The sequence below is a fragment of the Acinetobacter sp. V91_7 genome (assembly GCF_031799075.1).
Lineage (GTDB): Bacteria > Pseudomonadota > Gammaproteobacteria > Pseudomonadales > Moraxellaceae > Acinetobacter > Acinetobacter calcoaceticus.
On record NZ_JAVQNT010000029.1, the window covers coordinates 191,127 to 206,475 of the forward strand.

14 protein-coding genes and 1 pseudogene are annotated in these 15,349 nt (G+C 41.5%); 8 read left to right on the forward strand and 7 right to left on the reverse strand.

All coding sequences use genetic code 11. From position 1 onward, the window contains the following. Positions 1-29: 29 nt before the first annotated feature. The 3 genes from RMB03_RS05355 to tenA form a co-directional block, all read right to left on the reverse strand. The gene (locus RMB03_RS05355) at positions 30-836 is read right to left on the reverse strand and encodes an SDR family oxidoreductase (protein WP_311074461.1); all 807 of its coding nucleotides are present in this window, start codon (positions 834-836) and stop codon (positions 30-32) included. A gap of 102 nt (positions 837-938) precedes the next feature. Beyond that, a complete protein-coding gene (locus RMB03_RS05360) occupies positions 939-1,310 on the reverse strand; it encodes a MerR family transcriptional regulator (protein ID WP_311074464.1) in 372 nt (123 codons plus the stop codon). A gap of 66 nt (positions 1,311-1,376) precedes the next feature. Next, positions 1,377-2,051, reverse strand: a complete 675-nt coding sequence (gene tenA / locus RMB03_RS05365) for a thiaminase II (protein WP_005044207.1) — start codon at positions 2,049-2,051, stop codon at positions 1,377-1,379. Between the two features lie 264 nt (positions 2,052-2,315). Here tenA and RMB03_RS05370 point away from each other — a divergent pair, with 264 nt between their 5' ends. The 3 genes from RMB03_RS05370 (at position 2,316) to ssb (ending at position 5,555) form a co-directional block, all read left to right on the forward strand. Further along, complete coding sequence (locus RMB03_RS05370; protein ID WP_003654009.1) at positions 2,316-3,398, forward strand: DUF475 domain-containing protein; 1,083 nt, start codon at positions 2,316-2,318, stop codon at positions 3,396-3,398. A gap of 147 nt (positions 3,399-3,545) precedes the next feature. Further along, a complete protein-coding gene (locus RMB03_RS05375; protein WP_003654007.1) occupies positions 3,546-4,910 on the forward strand; it encodes an MFS transporter in 1,365 nt (454 codons plus the stop codon). A 51-nt stretch (positions 4,911-4,961) separates the two neighbouring features. Beyond that, positions 4,962-5,555 (forward strand): single-stranded DNA-binding protein, encoded by a 594-nt coding sequence (gene ssb, locus RMB03_RS05380; RefSeq protein ID WP_004639902.1) that lies wholly within the window; start codon positions 4,962-4,964, stop codon positions 5,553-5,555. Positions 5,556-5,595: 40 nt separating this feature from the next. Here the strand turns inward: ssb and RMB03_RS05385 are convergent, their stop codons facing one another. Together RMB03_RS05385 and RMB03_RS05390 are read right to left on the reverse strand one after the other, a co-directional pair. Next, entirely contained in the window at positions 5,596-5,919 is a 324-nt protein-coding gene (locus RMB03_RS05385; protein WP_004639900.1) for an AzlD domain-containing protein, read from the reverse strand. Beyond that, positions 5,916-6,611 carry an AzlC family ABC transporter permease gene (locus tag RMB03_RS05390; RefSeq protein ID WP_311074467.1) on the reverse strand — a complete coding sequence of 232 codons (696 nt, stop codon included), beginning with the start codon at positions 6,609-6,611 and terminating at the stop codon, positions 5,916-5,918. Before RMB03_RS05390 ends, RMB03_RS05385 begins: the two co-directional genes overlap by 4 nt. 68 nt (positions 6,612-6,679) lie before the next feature. On the opposite strand from RMB03_RS05390, the gene RMB03_RS05395 reads away from it, so the two are divergent. Further along, complete coding sequence (locus RMB03_RS05395) at positions 6,680-7,228, forward strand: helix-turn-helix domain-containing protein (protein WP_005044199.1); 549 nt, start codon at positions 6,680-6,682, stop codon at positions 7,226-7,228. A gap of 326 nt (positions 7,229-7,554) precedes the next feature. Beyond that, positions 7,555-8,997: an amino acid permease gene (locus RMB03_RS05400; RefSeq protein ID WP_005038094.1), complete on the forward strand. Its 1,443-nt coding sequence runs from the start codon at positions 7,555-7,557 to the stop codon at positions 8,995-8,997. 66 nt (positions 8,998-9,063) lie between these two features. Here RMB03_RS05400 and RMB03_RS05405 read toward each other — a convergent pair whose 3' ends face one another. After that, positions 9,064-10,563, reverse strand: a complete 1,500-nt coding sequence (locus tag RMB03_RS05405; RefSeq protein WP_311074471.1) for a PLP-dependent aminotransferase family protein — start codon at positions 10,561-10,563, stop codon at positions 9,064-9,066. A 155-nt stretch (positions 10,564-10,718) separates the two neighbouring features. On the opposite strand from RMB03_RS05405, the gene gabT reads away from it, so the two are divergent. Both gabT and RMB03_RS05415 read left to right on the forward strand, forming a co-directional pair. Next, the gene (gene gabT / locus RMB03_RS05410) at positions 10,719-12,011 is read left to right on the forward strand and encodes a 4-aminobutyrate--2-oxoglutarate transaminase (protein ID WP_311074473.1); all 1,293 of its coding nucleotides are present in this window, start codon (positions 10,719-10,721) and stop codon (positions 12,009-12,011) included. After that, positions 12,008-13,456: an NAD-dependent succinate-semialdehyde dehydrogenase gene (locus tag RMB03_RS05415; protein ID WP_311074475.1), complete on the forward strand. Its 1,449-nt coding sequence runs from the start codon at positions 12,008-12,010 to the stop codon at positions 13,454-13,456. Before gabT ends, RMB03_RS05415 begins: the two co-directional genes overlap by 4 nt. A gap of 116 nt (positions 13,457-13,572) precedes the next feature. On the opposite strand, the pseudogene RMB03_RS05420 reads toward RMB03_RS05415, so the two are convergent. Next, positions 13,573-14,258 (reverse strand): annotated as a pseudogene (locus RMB03_RS05420) (isochorismatase family protein). A gap of 170 nt (positions 14,259-14,428) precedes the next feature. Here RMB03_RS05420 and RMB03_RS05425 point away from each other — a divergent pair. Further along, entirely contained in the window at positions 14,429-15,349 is a 921-nt protein-coding gene (locus tag RMB03_RS05425) for a LysR substrate-binding domain-containing protein (RefSeq protein ID WP_311074477.1), read from the forward strand.

The following is a 15,349-nucleotide window of genomic DNA, read 5'->3' on the forward strand; positions in this document are numbered from 1 at the left end:
AGCCCTTAATCTTTTAAATTGAACTAGCTTTATGACGGATCGATAACGCGGGTTTTGAGCATACCTTCAACTAAATTAATCATCTTTTGGCGAGAAAGAATTCGAGGCAATTGAGACGTCAAATAGTTGCTACATCCCACCACAACCGTTGCTTTATTCTTATCTAATGCTTTAACCGTTGCAGATACAACATCCTCAACTGTAGAGCTTTTCATACCGCTGGTATCGGCATTTGCGACCTGAGTAAAATTGGTTTCCGTATTGCCCGGACAAACTGCCAAAAATTTAACACCCGAAGATGCATATTCTCCTGCAAGTGCCTCAGTAAATTGTAATACGTAAGATTTACTTGCCCCATAGACGGCAATATAGGGGAGAGGTTGGAATGCTCCTGTAGATGAAATATTAATCATGATGCCTTTTTTGTTAGCAAGCATGTGAGGCAAGAATAAATAACATAAAGACGTTACGCTGCTGATATTCAGCGTGATCATTTCTTGATAGGTAGATACAGATTGATCTAGAAATTTAGTCCATTTTCCAAATCCTGCATTGTTAATTAAAATTTCTACCGATAATTTTCTAGCCTGCACTTCATCAAATAATATTTGAGCTGAATTCGCTTGAGCTAAATCTAAAACGATAACCTCAACATTTACGGTATATTTTTTTCTAAGTTCATCAGCTAAATCATTCAGCTTTTGTTCGGAGCGTGCAGTCAAAATTAAATGAATCCCTAAAGATGCAAGTTTTTGAGCATAGGCTTTGCCTATTCCTGAAGATGCTCCTGTAATTAATGCTGTTGAATTTTTAAATGTAGAAAGATGAGCGCTCATTTTATTTATCCGTAATAAACGAAGTCACTACGATAAACCTTTACCCTAAGGGCAGAGTCAAGCACTAATTTTGAAAGCTATTTCAAATTTTAATGGGCTGTTTTAAGCCGAAATCTTATGGGTAATATAAGTTTGAATAATCTCATCCTCAAGTTGCTTTAAATCTTCTTGTAAACGCGTTAACGCTGCTTTTTGCTCAATAATTTGTTGATTCTTTTTCTGAATGAGCTGTTGTGCAACTTCTACAGGAAATCGATTATTTTTATATTTTAAAGCAGACAAGTCATACAGTTCTGAAAGGCTAAATCCGACAGCTTGCGCGAGGCGAATCATCTTAACCGACTGAACATCAATCGCTTCATAAATACGATAATTTCCCTTTCTTTTTGCCACAGGTAGCAGGCCTAATTTCTCATAATGCCGAATGGCTTTAGGAGTGGCTCCAGTTAAAGATGCTAATTCGCCGATATACATATCTGTCTCGCATTTTAGTGAAAATCGATCAGAGTATTGAACCATCTGACCGATTCTTTTGAAGTTTTAGATATGATCTAAACCTAACCATTGTCTTTTGTGGTAGGCGCTATCCCAAAATAACCACTCAAGTTTTGCACCCATGGTGTACGCGGCATGCATTTTCTCTAAAGTATCAGCATCACAACGTGCTGCAACTTTATCAACTGTCGCAATGACATTACGAACGGCTGTATGGAACTCTTCGCCTGCATAGGTATCAATCCATGCTTGGTAAGGATTATTAGGAATTGATTTGTTTACAATGTCTTTACCGACTTCGGCATAAATCCAGAAGCAAGGTAACAGTGCCGCAAGCACCACAGGATAGCTTTCAGACCAAGCAGTTGCGGTTAAAAATGAAGTGTAATGGTGGCCGGCCAAAGTTAATGGCGTATTTTTAAATTCTTCTTTGGTTACCCCAAAATTTTTCATGAAGTCATCATGCAAACTGCGTTCAACCACAATTGCAATTTTGGCTGCATCTGAAAATTGCATAATATCGTCAGCTTCAAAAGCCTTTGCTGCTGCAACGGCTAAAACGCGGCCGTAGGCAACAAGATATTGCGCATCTTGAATCACATAATGACAAAACGCTTCTTTATCTAAAGTTCCACTGGCAAGTTCCTGATTAAAAGGAAGGTCTAGAATTTTTTGATATAAATTTAAATTACGTTGCCAGAGTTCTTGAGAAAAAAGCATAAAACCATTCCATTTAAAATAAGACGTGCAAAACAGGATTCTAAATCAATTTTAAAATACAAAAATAATAATGGCACTTATGTATTAGGAAAATATTTAATACGATTAATGAGTTAATTGAAATTTATAAATTTCTTTATTTAACATAGGGATAAAGTAAGCGTAATAACGGCACAAAACGACATCATTTTATGGTGAATTATCGATATAATAGCCGCGTTTTTAAAGAAAGATTAAGTTTAATTCTTGGCATAGGTCTGATCCATGAAGCATTTCCGATTTTCGATATTTTTTACGGTGGTGTGTTTAGCACTATCCGCGTATTGGGGTTTTACCCATGGACCTGAAGCGGGCGTGTCTACCATGCTTAAAGCTTTAACGATTACAGCCATTTTAGCTGTAATGGAGGTTTCTTTATCTTTTGATAATGCTGTTGTCAATGCATCGGTTCTGCGTAATTGGGATCCTTTCTGGAAAATGCTGTTTTTGACGGTGGGTATTTTAATTGCCGTTTTTGGTATGCGTTTAATTTTCCCAGTGGCGATTGTTGCCGTGACTGCGGATATGGGAATGATTGAGGTGGCTAAATTGGCACTCAACGATCCAAAAACGTATTCTGAACGCTTAATGGCCCATCACGCCGAGATTTCTGCTTTTGGTGGAACATTCCTATTATTAGTTTTCTTAAACTTCTTCTTTGATGAGGAAAAAGAAACTCATTGGTTCAGATGGCTTGAAGCTAAACTTTCTAGCTTAGCTAGCGTACCTGCAATGTCTGTTTTTATTGCCCTAATCGCGATGTTAATTATGGCAGCCAATGTTGATGAATCGCAGCGCCTTGTTGTGACTATGGCTGGTATTTGGGGCATTGTGGTTTATATCGGTGTAGAAGTATTAAGCCATATGTTAGGCGGTGAACCTGAAATTGATGAAGATGGCAACGCCATTATGAAAGATGGATCAGGCGCTGCTTCTGGTGTAGTTAAAGCGGGTATCGGTGGCTTCTTATATCTAGAAGTATTAGATGCATCTTTTAGTTTTGACGGTGTGATAGGTGCATTTGCAATTACCAGCGATGTTGTCGTGATTATGCTTGGTCTTGCAATTGGTGCTATTTTTGTCCGTTCAATGACAGTTTATCTTGTTGAAAAAGGCACGCTAGATGCTTATGTGTTCTTAGAACACGGTGCACATTATGCAATTGGTGCTTTAGCATTCATTATGATTGCAAGTGGTACAGGCGTACATGTACCAGAAGTGGTAACAGGTTTAATTGGTGTAGCATTTATTGTTTGGGCTGTATTTGCTTCAATTCAATATAGTAAACGCCATCCACATTCGTCTTAAGCTAATTTTCAGTAAAGATGTTTAAAATAAAGAGGCTAAATGCCTCTTTATTTTTTTAAGCTGAAATCGTTAATTTAAATAAGGTGTCCCGTATTTTTAGAAACGAATCGGCTTATAATTTGCCTAGTTTGATAAACGTGTATTGATATGATGAATGCTTTGGAACGTCGCTCAACTTTTGCCTTAAGTAGTATTTTTGCGCTACGTATGTTGGGTTTGTTCATGATTATTCCTGTCTTTTCTGTAGTCGGGCAGTCATATCAATATGCGACTCCAGCACTCATTGGTTTGGCTGTGGGCGTCTATGGTTTAAGTCAGGCGATTTTACAGATTCCATTTAGCTTACTTGCTGACCGTTTTAGCCGCAAACCTCTCGTGGTACTTGGCTTGTTACTCTTTGCTATTGGCGGTGCAATTGCCGGTTTATCTGACACGATTTATGGTGTGATTATTGGCCGTGCTATAGCAGGTGCGGGTGCTGTTTCAGCAGTCGTGATGGCGCTTTTGGCAGATGTTACGCGCGAAGAGCAACGTACTAAAGCTATGGCTGCCATGGGCATGAGTATTGGTTTGTCTTTTGTGGTGGCTTTTAGTCTTGGACCTTGGCTCACAAGCATTGTGGGTATTTCAGGCCTATTCTTTGTCACGACAATTATGGGCTTAATCGCGATTTTGATGCTCTTGCTTGTACCTAAAGTGACTCGTCATCATCGTAATTATCAGCAAGGCTACATGGCACAGCTTAAGCAAGTCATCCAAATGGGTGATTTAAACCGTTTGCATGTCTCGGTTTTTGCACTGCACTTACTGCTTACCGCCATGTTTATTTATGTGCCTTCACAGCTCATCGAGTTTGCACATATTCCTTTAGCCAGTCATGGTCTGGTGTATCTGCCGCTGTTAGTAATTAGTCTATTCTTTGCATTTCCAAGCATTATCGTGGCTGAAAAATATCGCAAAATGCGAGGTATTTTCTTAACGGCAATTACAGGGATTATTGCAGGTTTGTTGTTACTCATATTTGGTTATCAATCAAAATATGTATTACTCGCAGGCCTAGGTATTTTCTTTATTGCCTTTAATGTGATGGAAGCATTATTGCCATCCTGGTTATCAAAATGTGCTCCAATCCAGTCAAAAGCAACCGCTATGGGTGTAAATGCTAGTAGTCAGTTTTTAGGTGCTTTTTTTGGTGGCACACTAGGTGGTCAATTATTGATGTTACATAATACTGCGATTGGATGGAGTGTCTTAACAGGGATTGCTATAATATGGTTGCTAATTAGTTTTGGTTTAGCTCAGCCGCGGTATTTGTCATCTATTGTGTTGCCATTGCCGCAAGTGCAACAGGTGAATGAGTGGACCACACAGCTATTGGCAATTCGTGGTATAGAAGAAGTTGTGGTAATGCCTGACCAGCAAGTTGCTTATATTAAAGTCGATAAACAGTCACTTGATGAGGCTGCGCGACGTGATTTAACGCAGTTGTTCGGTAAAGAGGTAGCCATTTAAGCATAACTCTTATAAAGTAAAACATAGAAATGTATAGGATGAAGACAGCTAATGCGTGGTGTAAATAAGGTTATTTTGGTTGGTACTTTGGGTCGTGATCCTGAAACAAAAACCTTTCCAAATGGGGGTTCGTTGACTCAATTTTCAATCGCGACAAGTGAAGCTTGGACCGATAAAACTTCAGGTGAGCGTAAAGAACAAACAGAATGGCACCGTATTGTTTTGCATAACCGTTTAGGGGAAATTGCTCAGCAGTTCTTACGTAAGGGTTCTAAGGTTTATATTGAAGGTTCATTACGCACGCGTCAGTGGACTGATCAAAATGGTCAAGAGCGCTATACAACAGAAATTCGTGGCGAACAGATGCAAATGTTAGATGGTCGTCAACAAGGTGAACAAGGGTTCGCTGGCGGCAATGATTTTAACCAACCACGTTTTAACGCACCTCAACAAGGTGGCAATGGTTATCAAAATAATAATAACCAAGGTGGTGGTTATAACCAAAATAGTGGTGGCGGCTATGGCAGTAACCCAGCTGGTTTTGGTAATGGTGGAAACAGCCCGCAAGGTGGTGGTTTTGCTCCAAAAGCTCCACAGCAACCAGCTTCTGCACCAGCAGATTTAGACGACGATTTACCGTTCTAAACAAAATTTTAAAAAAGGCGAGTTTATCTCGCCTTTTTTATTACTCAATTCCAAGTAAACGTAACAGTGCTGTACCAGCTGCTGCCAAGCAAATTACCAATAACAGGGGTACTTTTTTCCAAACTAATAAAAGCGCAAATCCAACACCCAATATACGCGCGAATCCCGCAAAATCTTGGCCTTCAAAAAATGTCGTCGTGACCGCAATCGCACAGAGCAAAACAGTTGCGCCGTTTGACAGTAGAACTTGGTATTTTTCAGAAAAAGTAAACTTAGCACCTAAGTGAAAACCAGCAAAACGGATCCCATATGTTCCAAGTGCAAGCAAGCCTATGCCCAAAATAATCAGTAATTGTTGACTCATTTTTTTCTACCAAATATTAAGCCAAAAAGTGAAAGCAGAATTGGAAGGCCTGAGGCCAAAAAAGGTGTGGTAATCAGTGCCAAAGTTGATCCAGCAAATGCAGCTTTTCGAGTAGATTTATTCTTTAAAGCATTAAAAGTAAGTGCAATTAAAATGGCAGGGAAAATGGCATCTAGACCAAATGTTTTAGGGTCTGGAATGGCACTTCCAATAAAATAACCGGCCGTTACACCAAGTGGCCAACTGAGCATGATGCATATACCACATAACCAGTAAGCAGCCTTTTTCGTTTCGAAATCGGGCTGTGCCATGCCAAACAAAACGCTTTCATCGTTCATGATATGGGCCCCGAAATAACGCGAATATTTACCTCTGATTAGTTCATTGACCGCAATACCAAAAGGTAAATGCCGTAAATTGACGAGTAGTCCTGCAATTGCAGCAGCAATCGGGCTACCACCTACTGCTAAAAAACCAATAAAGATAAATTCAGCAGTTCCTGCGAGCACAAATACGGATAGGCAAAGTGGAATCCAGAGTGCTAAGCCATAACTTGCAGCGAGTGAACCTAAAGACATACCAACGACACTCGTCGCTAGACACACAAAGAAAATCGAGCGGGTAGTATCTTTACTAAGTTTCTTAATGAGAGAGTATGTGGTCATGGGATGATATAACGAACGATTTTCCATTATAATGAATAAGTCTGATTGTTTTGTCAAAACGAACGATCGTTTTTTTTATAGAACGGATGTGGTGAATGTCTCAGCCAATTGAAATTATTGCCAAAGGTTTAAACCGTGAACGCCAAAGAGCGGGGCTTTCTTTGGCAGAGGTTGCTCGTCGTGCAGGCGTTGCTAAATCTACACTTTCACAATTGGAGGCAGGTCAAGGTAACCCAAGCATTGAAACCTTATGGGCACTTTGTGTTGCACTAAATATTCCTTTTGCGCGTTTGATGGAAGAGCCAAGCAATCAGGTGCAAGTGATTCGTTGTGGAGATGGCCCAACCGTTAGCTCTGAAATTGCGAATTACAAGGCCATTTTGTTGGCGACTTGTCCACCGCATGCGCGCCGCGATGTGTATTTACTGATTGTTGAACCGGGTGAAGACCGTCTTTCAGAACCACACCCCGTTGGTTCTGTGGAGCATATTATTGTGGTGGAAGGTAAGGCTCTGGTTGGTCTAATTGATGAGGCCGTTGAACTCAGTGTTGGAGACTATATTTGTTACCCTGCCGACCAGAAACATATATTCAGAGCTTTAGAAAAAGGTACGAAAGCTTTATTAATTTCTGAGCAAAACTAAATAATTCCAATCTAATTAATATAAAACTTATTCATTTTTAAAATAAAAACTAAAAACCATTTACCTACATGCAATCTAAAAAGAGCCAATTTTGCGTATAAATTTTGCAATTGGCTCTCTCTTTTATTACAAAAATGGCTCTCGTTTCTTCAGGGCCGAAACGACAAATTAAAGCCATTGGAAGTATGCATACGGAAGCGCCGGATAAGCTCAGTGAATTTTCTGTTTTAGGAATTGGGCAAAACGGCTAAATTTTTAGGGGATATAGTTGGCTTCGGAGGATTTCCGAGATTGGCCGATATCCTCCATATATTAAGGAAAATGATATGGCAGCTCATCAAAGTGGTTCTGAAGCCAATCACTCCCAAAGTTTAAAACATGGACTTAAATCACGCCACCTAACGATGATCTCAATTGCAGGGGTTATTGGTGGTTCTCTATTCGTGGGCTCAGGTAGCATTATTTACAATACGGGCCCTGTTGTTTTTCTAACCTACGCTTTGGGTGGTCTACTCGTTTGGTTCATCATGCGGATGTTAGGCGAGATGGCCGTTTTAAACCCAGATAGTGGCTCTTTTTCAACTTATGCTGACCGCGCGATTGGTCGTTGGGCAGGCTTTTCAATTGGCTGGTTGTACTGGTGCACTCTCGCAATGCTCATGGGATGGGAAGCCTATGTAGCAGGTAAAATTCTAAACAATTGGTTCCCATTTATACCAATCTGGGCCTATATGGTCGTGGTCATTGTCGCATTGGTCGTAGTCAATTTACAAAACGTGAAAAATTATGGTGAATTCGAGTTCTGGTTCGCACTCATTAAAGTTATCGCGATTGTTATTTTCCTTGTGATTGGTAGTTTGGCCATCATGCATTTATGGCCGTGGGGTAATCCGGCTGCTTCTGGTATTAGTAACTTAACCTCTCAAGGCTTTATGCCAAATGGAGGATCATCCGTCATTACCGCCTTGCTTGGGGTCATGTTTGCCTATATTGGCGCTGAAATTGTTACTGTAGCGGCGGCAGAATCGGCAAATCCCTCTAAAGAAATTCGTAAAGCTTCTAACTCAGTGGTTTGGCGAATTATTTTGTTCTATGTGGGATCAATGTTTGTCGCGGTATGTTTAATTCCACACAACAATGAACTTTTGAAAGATTCGACTTGGGGAACCTATAGCGTAACGTTAAGTGCACTTGGTATTCCAGGGGCTCGCCATATTGTGAATTTTGTGGTGTTAACGTCGGTGTGTAGCTGTTTTAACTCAGCACTTTACACGTGTTCACGTATGTTGTTCTCTTTAGCTAAACGTGGTGATGCACCGAAAAGTTTTGGTTCTGTGAACAGTAAAAGCAGCCCGTGGGTTGGTGTGATTGTTTCATGCTTTTTCTCTGTGATTGCCGTGATTTTAACTGCAACCAAGAGTATGGATGTTTATGACTTTTTCATGCTAACGACTGGCGCGGCAACACTGTATGTGTATTTGACCATTGCTTATTCGCAGCTTCGTATGCGTAAAAAACTAGAAGCTGAAGGAGTGAAAATTGACTTTAAAATGTGGATGTTCCCTTATCTGACTTATGTGGTGATCTTTGCAATTATTGGGGCAATTCTCACCATGCTCATTGAAGGCACATATTTCAAAGAAGTAATTTACACCACAGCATTGTTCGGCATTATTGTGTTCTTTGGAATATTGTCGGAAAAACTGGGTTGGGGCAAAGACCGTAGAACAACTCATCTCACTCATACTCAAGAAGAAAAGTTAGTTTAATATTTTAGAAACCAAAAGAGCCTCTTTATGAGGCTCTTTTTTATTGATTGAGTACAGAAAAAAGAATTAATTCAGGGTTGATACACCTGCTTCACGTAAGCATTGGAGTAGCACACCAAAAGCCATCACCATGTCTTTTTCATTGACGCAGGCAAAGCCCATGAGCAAACCACGTTGCGCGTGGGCATGTGATTGCATGTAATACTGTGAAAGTGGGCGAACTTTGACACCACGTTCAAGTGCAGTGGCTGCAATCGCGACATCATCGCAAGAGTTTGGTAGTTTTAAAACCAGATGTAACCCTGCTGCTTCATCGTATTCGTGGATAAATTCAGGCCCTAGATAGCGTTTAATCAGGCTCACCAAGTAATCACGCCGTTTGCCATAGAGCAGACGCATACGACGAATATGCGCTTCATAATGACCTTCACGAATAAATTCAGCTAAAGCTTTTTGTTCGAGCAAATGCCCACCACGATAGAGTTCGGCTGCCACAATCCGTAAGGGTGAAAAGAGCGGCTTAGGTACTACCAAATAGCCAATTCTTAAAGATGGATAAATGGTTTTGCTAAAGGTTCCCATGTACAGCACAGGTGCATCATTTTCTAAACCTTGTAAAGATGGATACGGCTGGCCTGAGAAACGGAATTCACTGTCGTAATCATCTTCTACAATCCAGCTATTGTGCTGGCGGGCAATCTCAATCAATTTGCGTCGGCGATCGAGGCTTAAATGTGAACCCAGTGGATATTGGTGTGAGGGCGTGACAAAAATGAGTTTAGGTGGTTTAACCGGATTTTCTTCGGCGATAATGCCTTCGGCATCGACTGGCATTGGTTGAATATCAACGCCATTAATACGTAAAGTATTACGCATTCCCCAATAGCCTGGATCTTCAATCCAGATCCGGTCACCAATGTCACTGAGCGCACGTGAGACTAAATCAATCGCTTGGTGAATACCTTCGGTAATAATAATCTGGTCGGCATCGCACTGGACTGAACGGGCAACCCGTAAGTAGTCTGCCAATGCACTTCGAAGTTCAATACATCCGCCCGCGTTGCTATAGATAAGGCGGTTAATGTCTGGCTCACGGCTTAATTTTGCTTGAATACGGCTAAAAATATGATGTGGAAACTCGGTAACGTCCGGAGCTCCTGGTACAAATGCCCCCCATTGATGTGGAGAGGCTGCTGCATAGCCTAATAAATTTGAACCGCGTTGCGATAGAGCATAAGAGTTTTGAACCTTATGAATATTAGTGTTCTTTTTTTCATTTTTTGTATTTAAAAAGCTTTCGGGTAGTTTCTCTGCAACCCATGTGCCATGGCCTGTACGTGCTTCTAAATAGCCTTCAGCTTGTAGTTGTTCGTAGGCAGTAAGAACTGTATTTCTCGAAACATGAATTTCACTGGCTAAGTCGCGTGACGCGGGTAGGCGCGTTTTTGGTTGAATCACTCCATCAATAATGGCAGCGCGTAGACAACGGAAAAGTCGCTGATGGAGTTTACCCTCGATGTCCTGTTGGAGCCGTTGTAACAAATGATCTCCAAGTAAACTACGCAATTGGCTCTCTCCTACAGTTAAAAAATGGCTCTCGTCAGTTGCCGCCAGACGAGCGAAATTACATGCATAGGCAGTTGTTGTAAAGCACCCTGAAAATTAAGCACAGGATGTAAAAACCAAAGCTGCAACTGATGATGAAAATATGAGGGAATCAAATGGATAATCAACATTCTGCACTTAACGCACGTAAACAGCAAGCAACTCCACGTGGCGTAGGCGTGATGTGTCAGTGGTACGCTGAAAAAGCTGAAAATGCCACGCTTTGGGACAAGGAAGGCAACCAATTTATCGACTTTGCTGGTGGTATCGCGGTTTTAAATACAGGCCATCGCCACCCTAAAGTAATTGCAGCGGTAACTGAACAACTCACTAAATTTACTCATACTGCCTATCAAGTAACCCCATACGAAAGCTATGTCGCTTTAGCTGAGCGTATTAATGAGCGTGCACCAATTGCAGGACCTGCCAAGTCTGCTTTTTTCACAACAGGCGCAGAAGCAGTTGAAAATGCGGTGAAGATTGCCCGTTGTTACACTGGCCGTCACGGCATTATCACTTTTGGTAACGGTTTCCACGGTCGTTCATTCATGACGATGGCAATGACAGGTAAAACTGCGCCTTACAAACGTGATTTCGGTGTTATGCCAGCGGGTGTATTCCACGCGCGTTACCCTGTGCCTGCTAAAGGTATTTCAGTAGACGCGGCAATTGAAAGTGTTGAAGATATTTTCAGTGAAGATATTGCACCACATGATGTTGCAGCGATTGTGCTTGAGCCAGTACAAGGTGAAGGCGGCTTCCATGTTGTACCAGCCGAGTTCTTAAAACGTTTACGCGCAATTTGCGATAAGCACGGTATTTTATTGGTAGCAGATGAAGTTCAGTCTGGTTTTGCACGTACTGGTAAATTGTTTGCAATGAACCATTACGAGACTAAAGCTGACTTGATCACGATGGCGAAAAGCTTGGGCGGTGGTTTCCCAATTTCGGGTGTAGTTGGTCGTGCAGAAGTGATGGATGCACCAAATCCAGGTGGATTAGGTGGTACTTACGCAGGTAGTCCGATTGCGGTTGCTGCTGCGCACGCAGTGATTGATGCAATTGAAGAAGAAAACTTATGCGACCGTGCAAATGAGCTAGGCGCTGAGTTGGTTGTTGCGCTTAAAGACATTCAGCAAGCAACAGGCAATGTAGTGACTGATATTCGTGCATTAGGTTCAATGGTTGCAGTAGAACTAGAAACTGCTGAGCAAGCAAAAGTTGTACAAAACTATGCAATGGAAAACGGGTTGTTACTTCTTACTTGTGGTAAATACGGTAATGTAATTCGTTTCTTATATCCATTAACCATTCCTGCTGAGCAATTCCGTCAAGGCCTTGATATCCTGAAACAAGGTTTTGCGGCACTCAAGGCGGGTAGTGCAAAAGCAATGGAGCAATCTGCATGATTCAAAACAATTTGCAGTATTTATTAAAACATCCTGATATTTCATTAGAAGCGCCTGCATCAAATGATTATATCGAGGTAAATGATGCTGCTACGGGTGAAACTTTGGCATGGGTGAAAACCTATGACCGTGCAGGGGTTGAAGCCGCAATTAACCGTTCAGCAAAAGCGCAAGCTGCTTGGAAAAAGCAAACTGCCTTGGCTCGTGCTGATGTGTTATTGGCATGGTACGACCTCATGCTTGAGCACAAAGAAAATCTGGCACAGATTTTAACTGCTGAGCAAGGTAAACCATTGGCAGAAGCGCGCGGTGAAATTGGTTATGCAGCATCATTTATCCGCTGGTTTGCCGAGCAAGCTCGTCGTGTGGATGGTGAAGTGTTAACACCAACCTTGCCAAACCAACGTCTTTTAGTGATTAAACAAGCGATTGGTGTCACTGCTGCAATTACGCCGTGGAATTTCCCGGCTGCCATGATTACGCGTAAAGCAGGACCAGCAATTGCTGCGGGTTGTTCAATGTTGGTTAAGCCAGCAGAGCAAACGCCGTTAACTGCCTATGCACTTGAAGTATTGGCATTACAAGCAGGCTTACCAGCTGATGTTTTAATTAACATTAGTGGTGATGCGGTTGAAGTGGGCAAAACCTTATGTGAAAGCGATATCGTTCGTAAGCTCAGCTTCACAGGCTCAACACAAGTTGGCCGTATTTTGATGCAACAATGTGCGCCAACCATTAAAAAGCTTTCGCTTGAACTCGGTGGTAATGCGCCAGTTGTGGTATTTGACGATGCCAATCTTGAACAAGCAGTTCAGGGCATTATGGCAAGTAAATATCGTAACAGCGGTCAAACATGCGTTTGTGCAAACCGTATTTATGTTCAAGATGGTATTTACGATGCATTGGCAGAGCGTCTGGTTGAAGCGGTGTCTAAGCTTAAAGTCGGTGATGGACGCCAAGAAGGTTCAACTCAAGGGCCTTTAATTGATGAAGATGCGATTGCAAAAGTTCAGTCTCATATTGCAGATGCAACCGAGAAAGGCGCAACAATTCGTATTGGTGGTCAGCGTTCAGCACTGGGCGGTACTTTCTTTGAACCAACAGTTTTAACTGGCGTAACGCAAGACATGAAAGTGTCTAAAGAAGAAACATTTGGTCCACTTGCACCACTCTTCCGCTTTAAAACTGAAGATGAAGCCGTAGCAATGGCGAACGATACCGAGTTTGGTTTAGCTGCTTATTTGTTTACACAAAGCACAGCTCGTCAATGGCGAGTAGGCGAAGCACTTGAGTACGGTATGGTCGGCATTAACACGGGCGCGATTTCAAATGAAGTTGCTCCGTTTGGTGGCGTAAAACAGTCAGGTCTAGGTCGTGAAGGTTCAAAATTCGGCATTGAAGAATATGTCGAGATGAAATACCTCTGCGTAGACTTATCTGAGTAAGGAATAAAACAAGTTCGTTTTGTTCTGAACGAAAACATGCGGTTATGCTGTATGTGATGTTTCACAAAAACCGGTCATGCCCATTCATGACCGGTTTTTTTAGATAAGATCCGGTCTTAGCGTGCTGAGTCTAAAACTTCGCTATTTTTAATCACTTCTTGAGCTTTGGTATAGCTTTCAATCAGTAGCTGATAAGCAGGGAAAATTTGAGTATAAACTTGTGCCCATTCAAGTGCGTCATCTCGATTCCATGTTTTTTGAATTTCAGAAGCAACTGCTGCCGTATCCATAGGAACTACACCAGCTTGAACAACACGCGCTAACGTAATTTCTTCCGCCATTTTGCTATAAGTTCCTGAAGCATCAACCACTGCAAAAACTTTATATCCTTCTGCAACCGCACTAATTGCTGGAAAAGCCATACAAACGCTGGTAATTGTCCCTGCAATAATAAGAGTCTTACGGCCAGTAGCCTTTACTGCGGCTACAAATTCAGGATTGTCCCAAGCATTGATTTCACCTTTACGGGCGACATATTGTGCATGAGGTGCATTTGCGTGAATTTCTGGAATAAGGGGGCCATTTGGACCTTGTGGGACAGAAGCAGTTGTAATCACTGGAATATTCGAATATTCGACAAGCTTGCGATTTTAGCCAATGCTGCTGCACGGGCACGTAATTCGGTCATTGGCATGTCTGCTACAGTTTGAAATAGACCACTTTGATGATCGATCAAAAGCATGACTGAATCATCTGGATCGATAACTGGACGCTGACCATTGAAGTTTGCTGGAGTTGTCATTGTTATATACTCTGTTTAGTGAGGGTGTAATTCATATTACAAATAGGATAAATGGCGAAAAATATCTAAAATAGAAATCATTGTCATGCATGAAGAACAATATGGTATGTTTTATATTCAGCTTGCTGAAAATACACTGTGATTAATATGTGATATGTCAGGATGACCAGATGAAAGACTTAAATGACCTCTTTTTTTTCGTAAAGATTATTGATTGCGGCGGTTTTTCGGCTGCGAGTCACGAGTTGATGGTGACCAAGTCTTTATTAAGCCGACGTATGGCAGAACTAGAAAATCGGCTTGGTGTGAAGTTACTCAATAGAACAACCCGCCAAGTCTCGATTACTGAGGTGGGCAAGATTTATTACCAACACTGTAAGGCAATGCTAATTGAAGCAGAGGCAGCAGAAGAGGCGATTGAATATTTAACAGCGGAACCACGTGGCCTAATTAAATTGTCTTGTCCAACAAACTTACTGCACATTAATGTGAGTGAAATGCTCAATGAATTTCTGGCGCTTTATCCTAAAATTAAACTACATGTAGAGGCGACAAACCGAAGAGTCGACCTGATTGATGAAAGATTTGATTTGGCCATTCGAATTCGGCCTTTACCTTTGCCTGATAGTGATTCTATTGTTCGTGAGCTGGCTTTGGCTCGGCAGTTTGTTGTTGCTAGTCCTAATTTAACCAGTCGATATTTTTCAATCTCAAGACCTGAGCAATTAGCCGATTGGCCTATTTTAATGATGGAATCTTTTGCACCCGAATATGCATGGCATCTTTATTCTCAAGACCAACAAGAGGCCATAGTAAAATGCTATCCTCGGTTCACTAGTACGGATTTAACAGCTTTAAGAAACGCCACGTTACAAGGATTAGGGGTAGCAAAATTACCAGAACTTGTGGTCTATGAAGATCTTGCTAAAGGAACACTCGTGAACGTATTGCCTGAATGGCAATTTCCTCCTGAAATGATTCATTTGGTGTATACAAGCAGGCGTGGATTGTTGCCTTCAGTAAAGTTGTTAATTGATTTTCTTGTAGAAAAGTTTAAAGAACTTAAACAGAATGCATCTGTTCTCTACTAA

Excerpts from the sequence above, each read along its gene's own strand:
- RMB03_RS05355 (WP_311074461.1), bottom strand. The coding sequence starts at position 836 with ATGAGCGCTCATCTTTCTACATTTAAAAATTCAACAGCATTAATTACA.
- RMB03_RS05360 (WP_311074464.1), bottom strand. The coding sequence starts at position 1,310 with ATGTATATCGGCGAATTAGCATCTTTAACTGGAGCCACTCCTAAAGCC.
- tenA (WP_005044207.1), bottom strand. The coding sequence starts at position 2,051 with ATGCTTTTTTCTCAAGAACTCTGGCAACGTAATTTAAATTTATATCAA.
- RMB03_RS05370 (WP_003654009.1), top strand. The coding sequence starts at position 2,316 with ATGAAGCATTTCCGATTTTCGATATTTTTTACGGTGGTGTGTTTAGCA.
- RMB03_RS05375 (WP_003654007.1), top strand. The coding sequence starts at position 3,546 with ATGATGAATGCTTTGGAACGTCGCTCAACTTTTGCCTTAAGTAGTATT.
- ssb (WP_004639902.1), top strand. The coding sequence starts at position 4,962 with ATGCGTGGTGTAAATAAGGTTATTTTGGTTGGTACTTTGGGTCGTGAT.
- RMB03_RS05385 (WP_004639900.1), bottom strand. The coding sequence starts at position 5,919 with ATGAGTCAACAATTACTGATTATTTTGGGCATAGGCTTGCTTGCACTT.
- RMB03_RS05390 (WP_311074467.1), bottom strand. The coding sequence starts at position 6,611 with ATGGAAAATCGTTCGTTATATCATCCCATGACCACATACTCTCTCATT.
- RMB03_RS05395 (WP_005044199.1), top strand. The coding sequence starts at position 6,680 with ATGTCTCAGCCAATTGAAATTATTGCCAAAGGTTTAAACCGTGAACGC.
- RMB03_RS05400 (WP_005038094.1), top strand. The coding sequence starts at position 7,555 with ATGGCAGCTCATCAAAGTGGTTCTGAAGCCAATCACTCCCAAAGTTTA.
- gabT (WP_311074473.1), top strand. The coding sequence starts at position 10,719 with ATGGATAATCAACATTCTGCACTTAACGCACGTAAACAGCAAGCAACT.
- RMB03_RS05415 (WP_311074475.1), top strand. The coding sequence starts at position 12,008 with ATGATTCAAAACAATTTGCAGTATTTATTAAAACATCCTGATATTTCA.
- RMB03_RS05425 (WP_311074477.1), top strand. The coding sequence starts at position 14,429 with ATGAAAGACTTAAATGACCTCTTTTTTTTCGTAAAGATTATTGATTGC.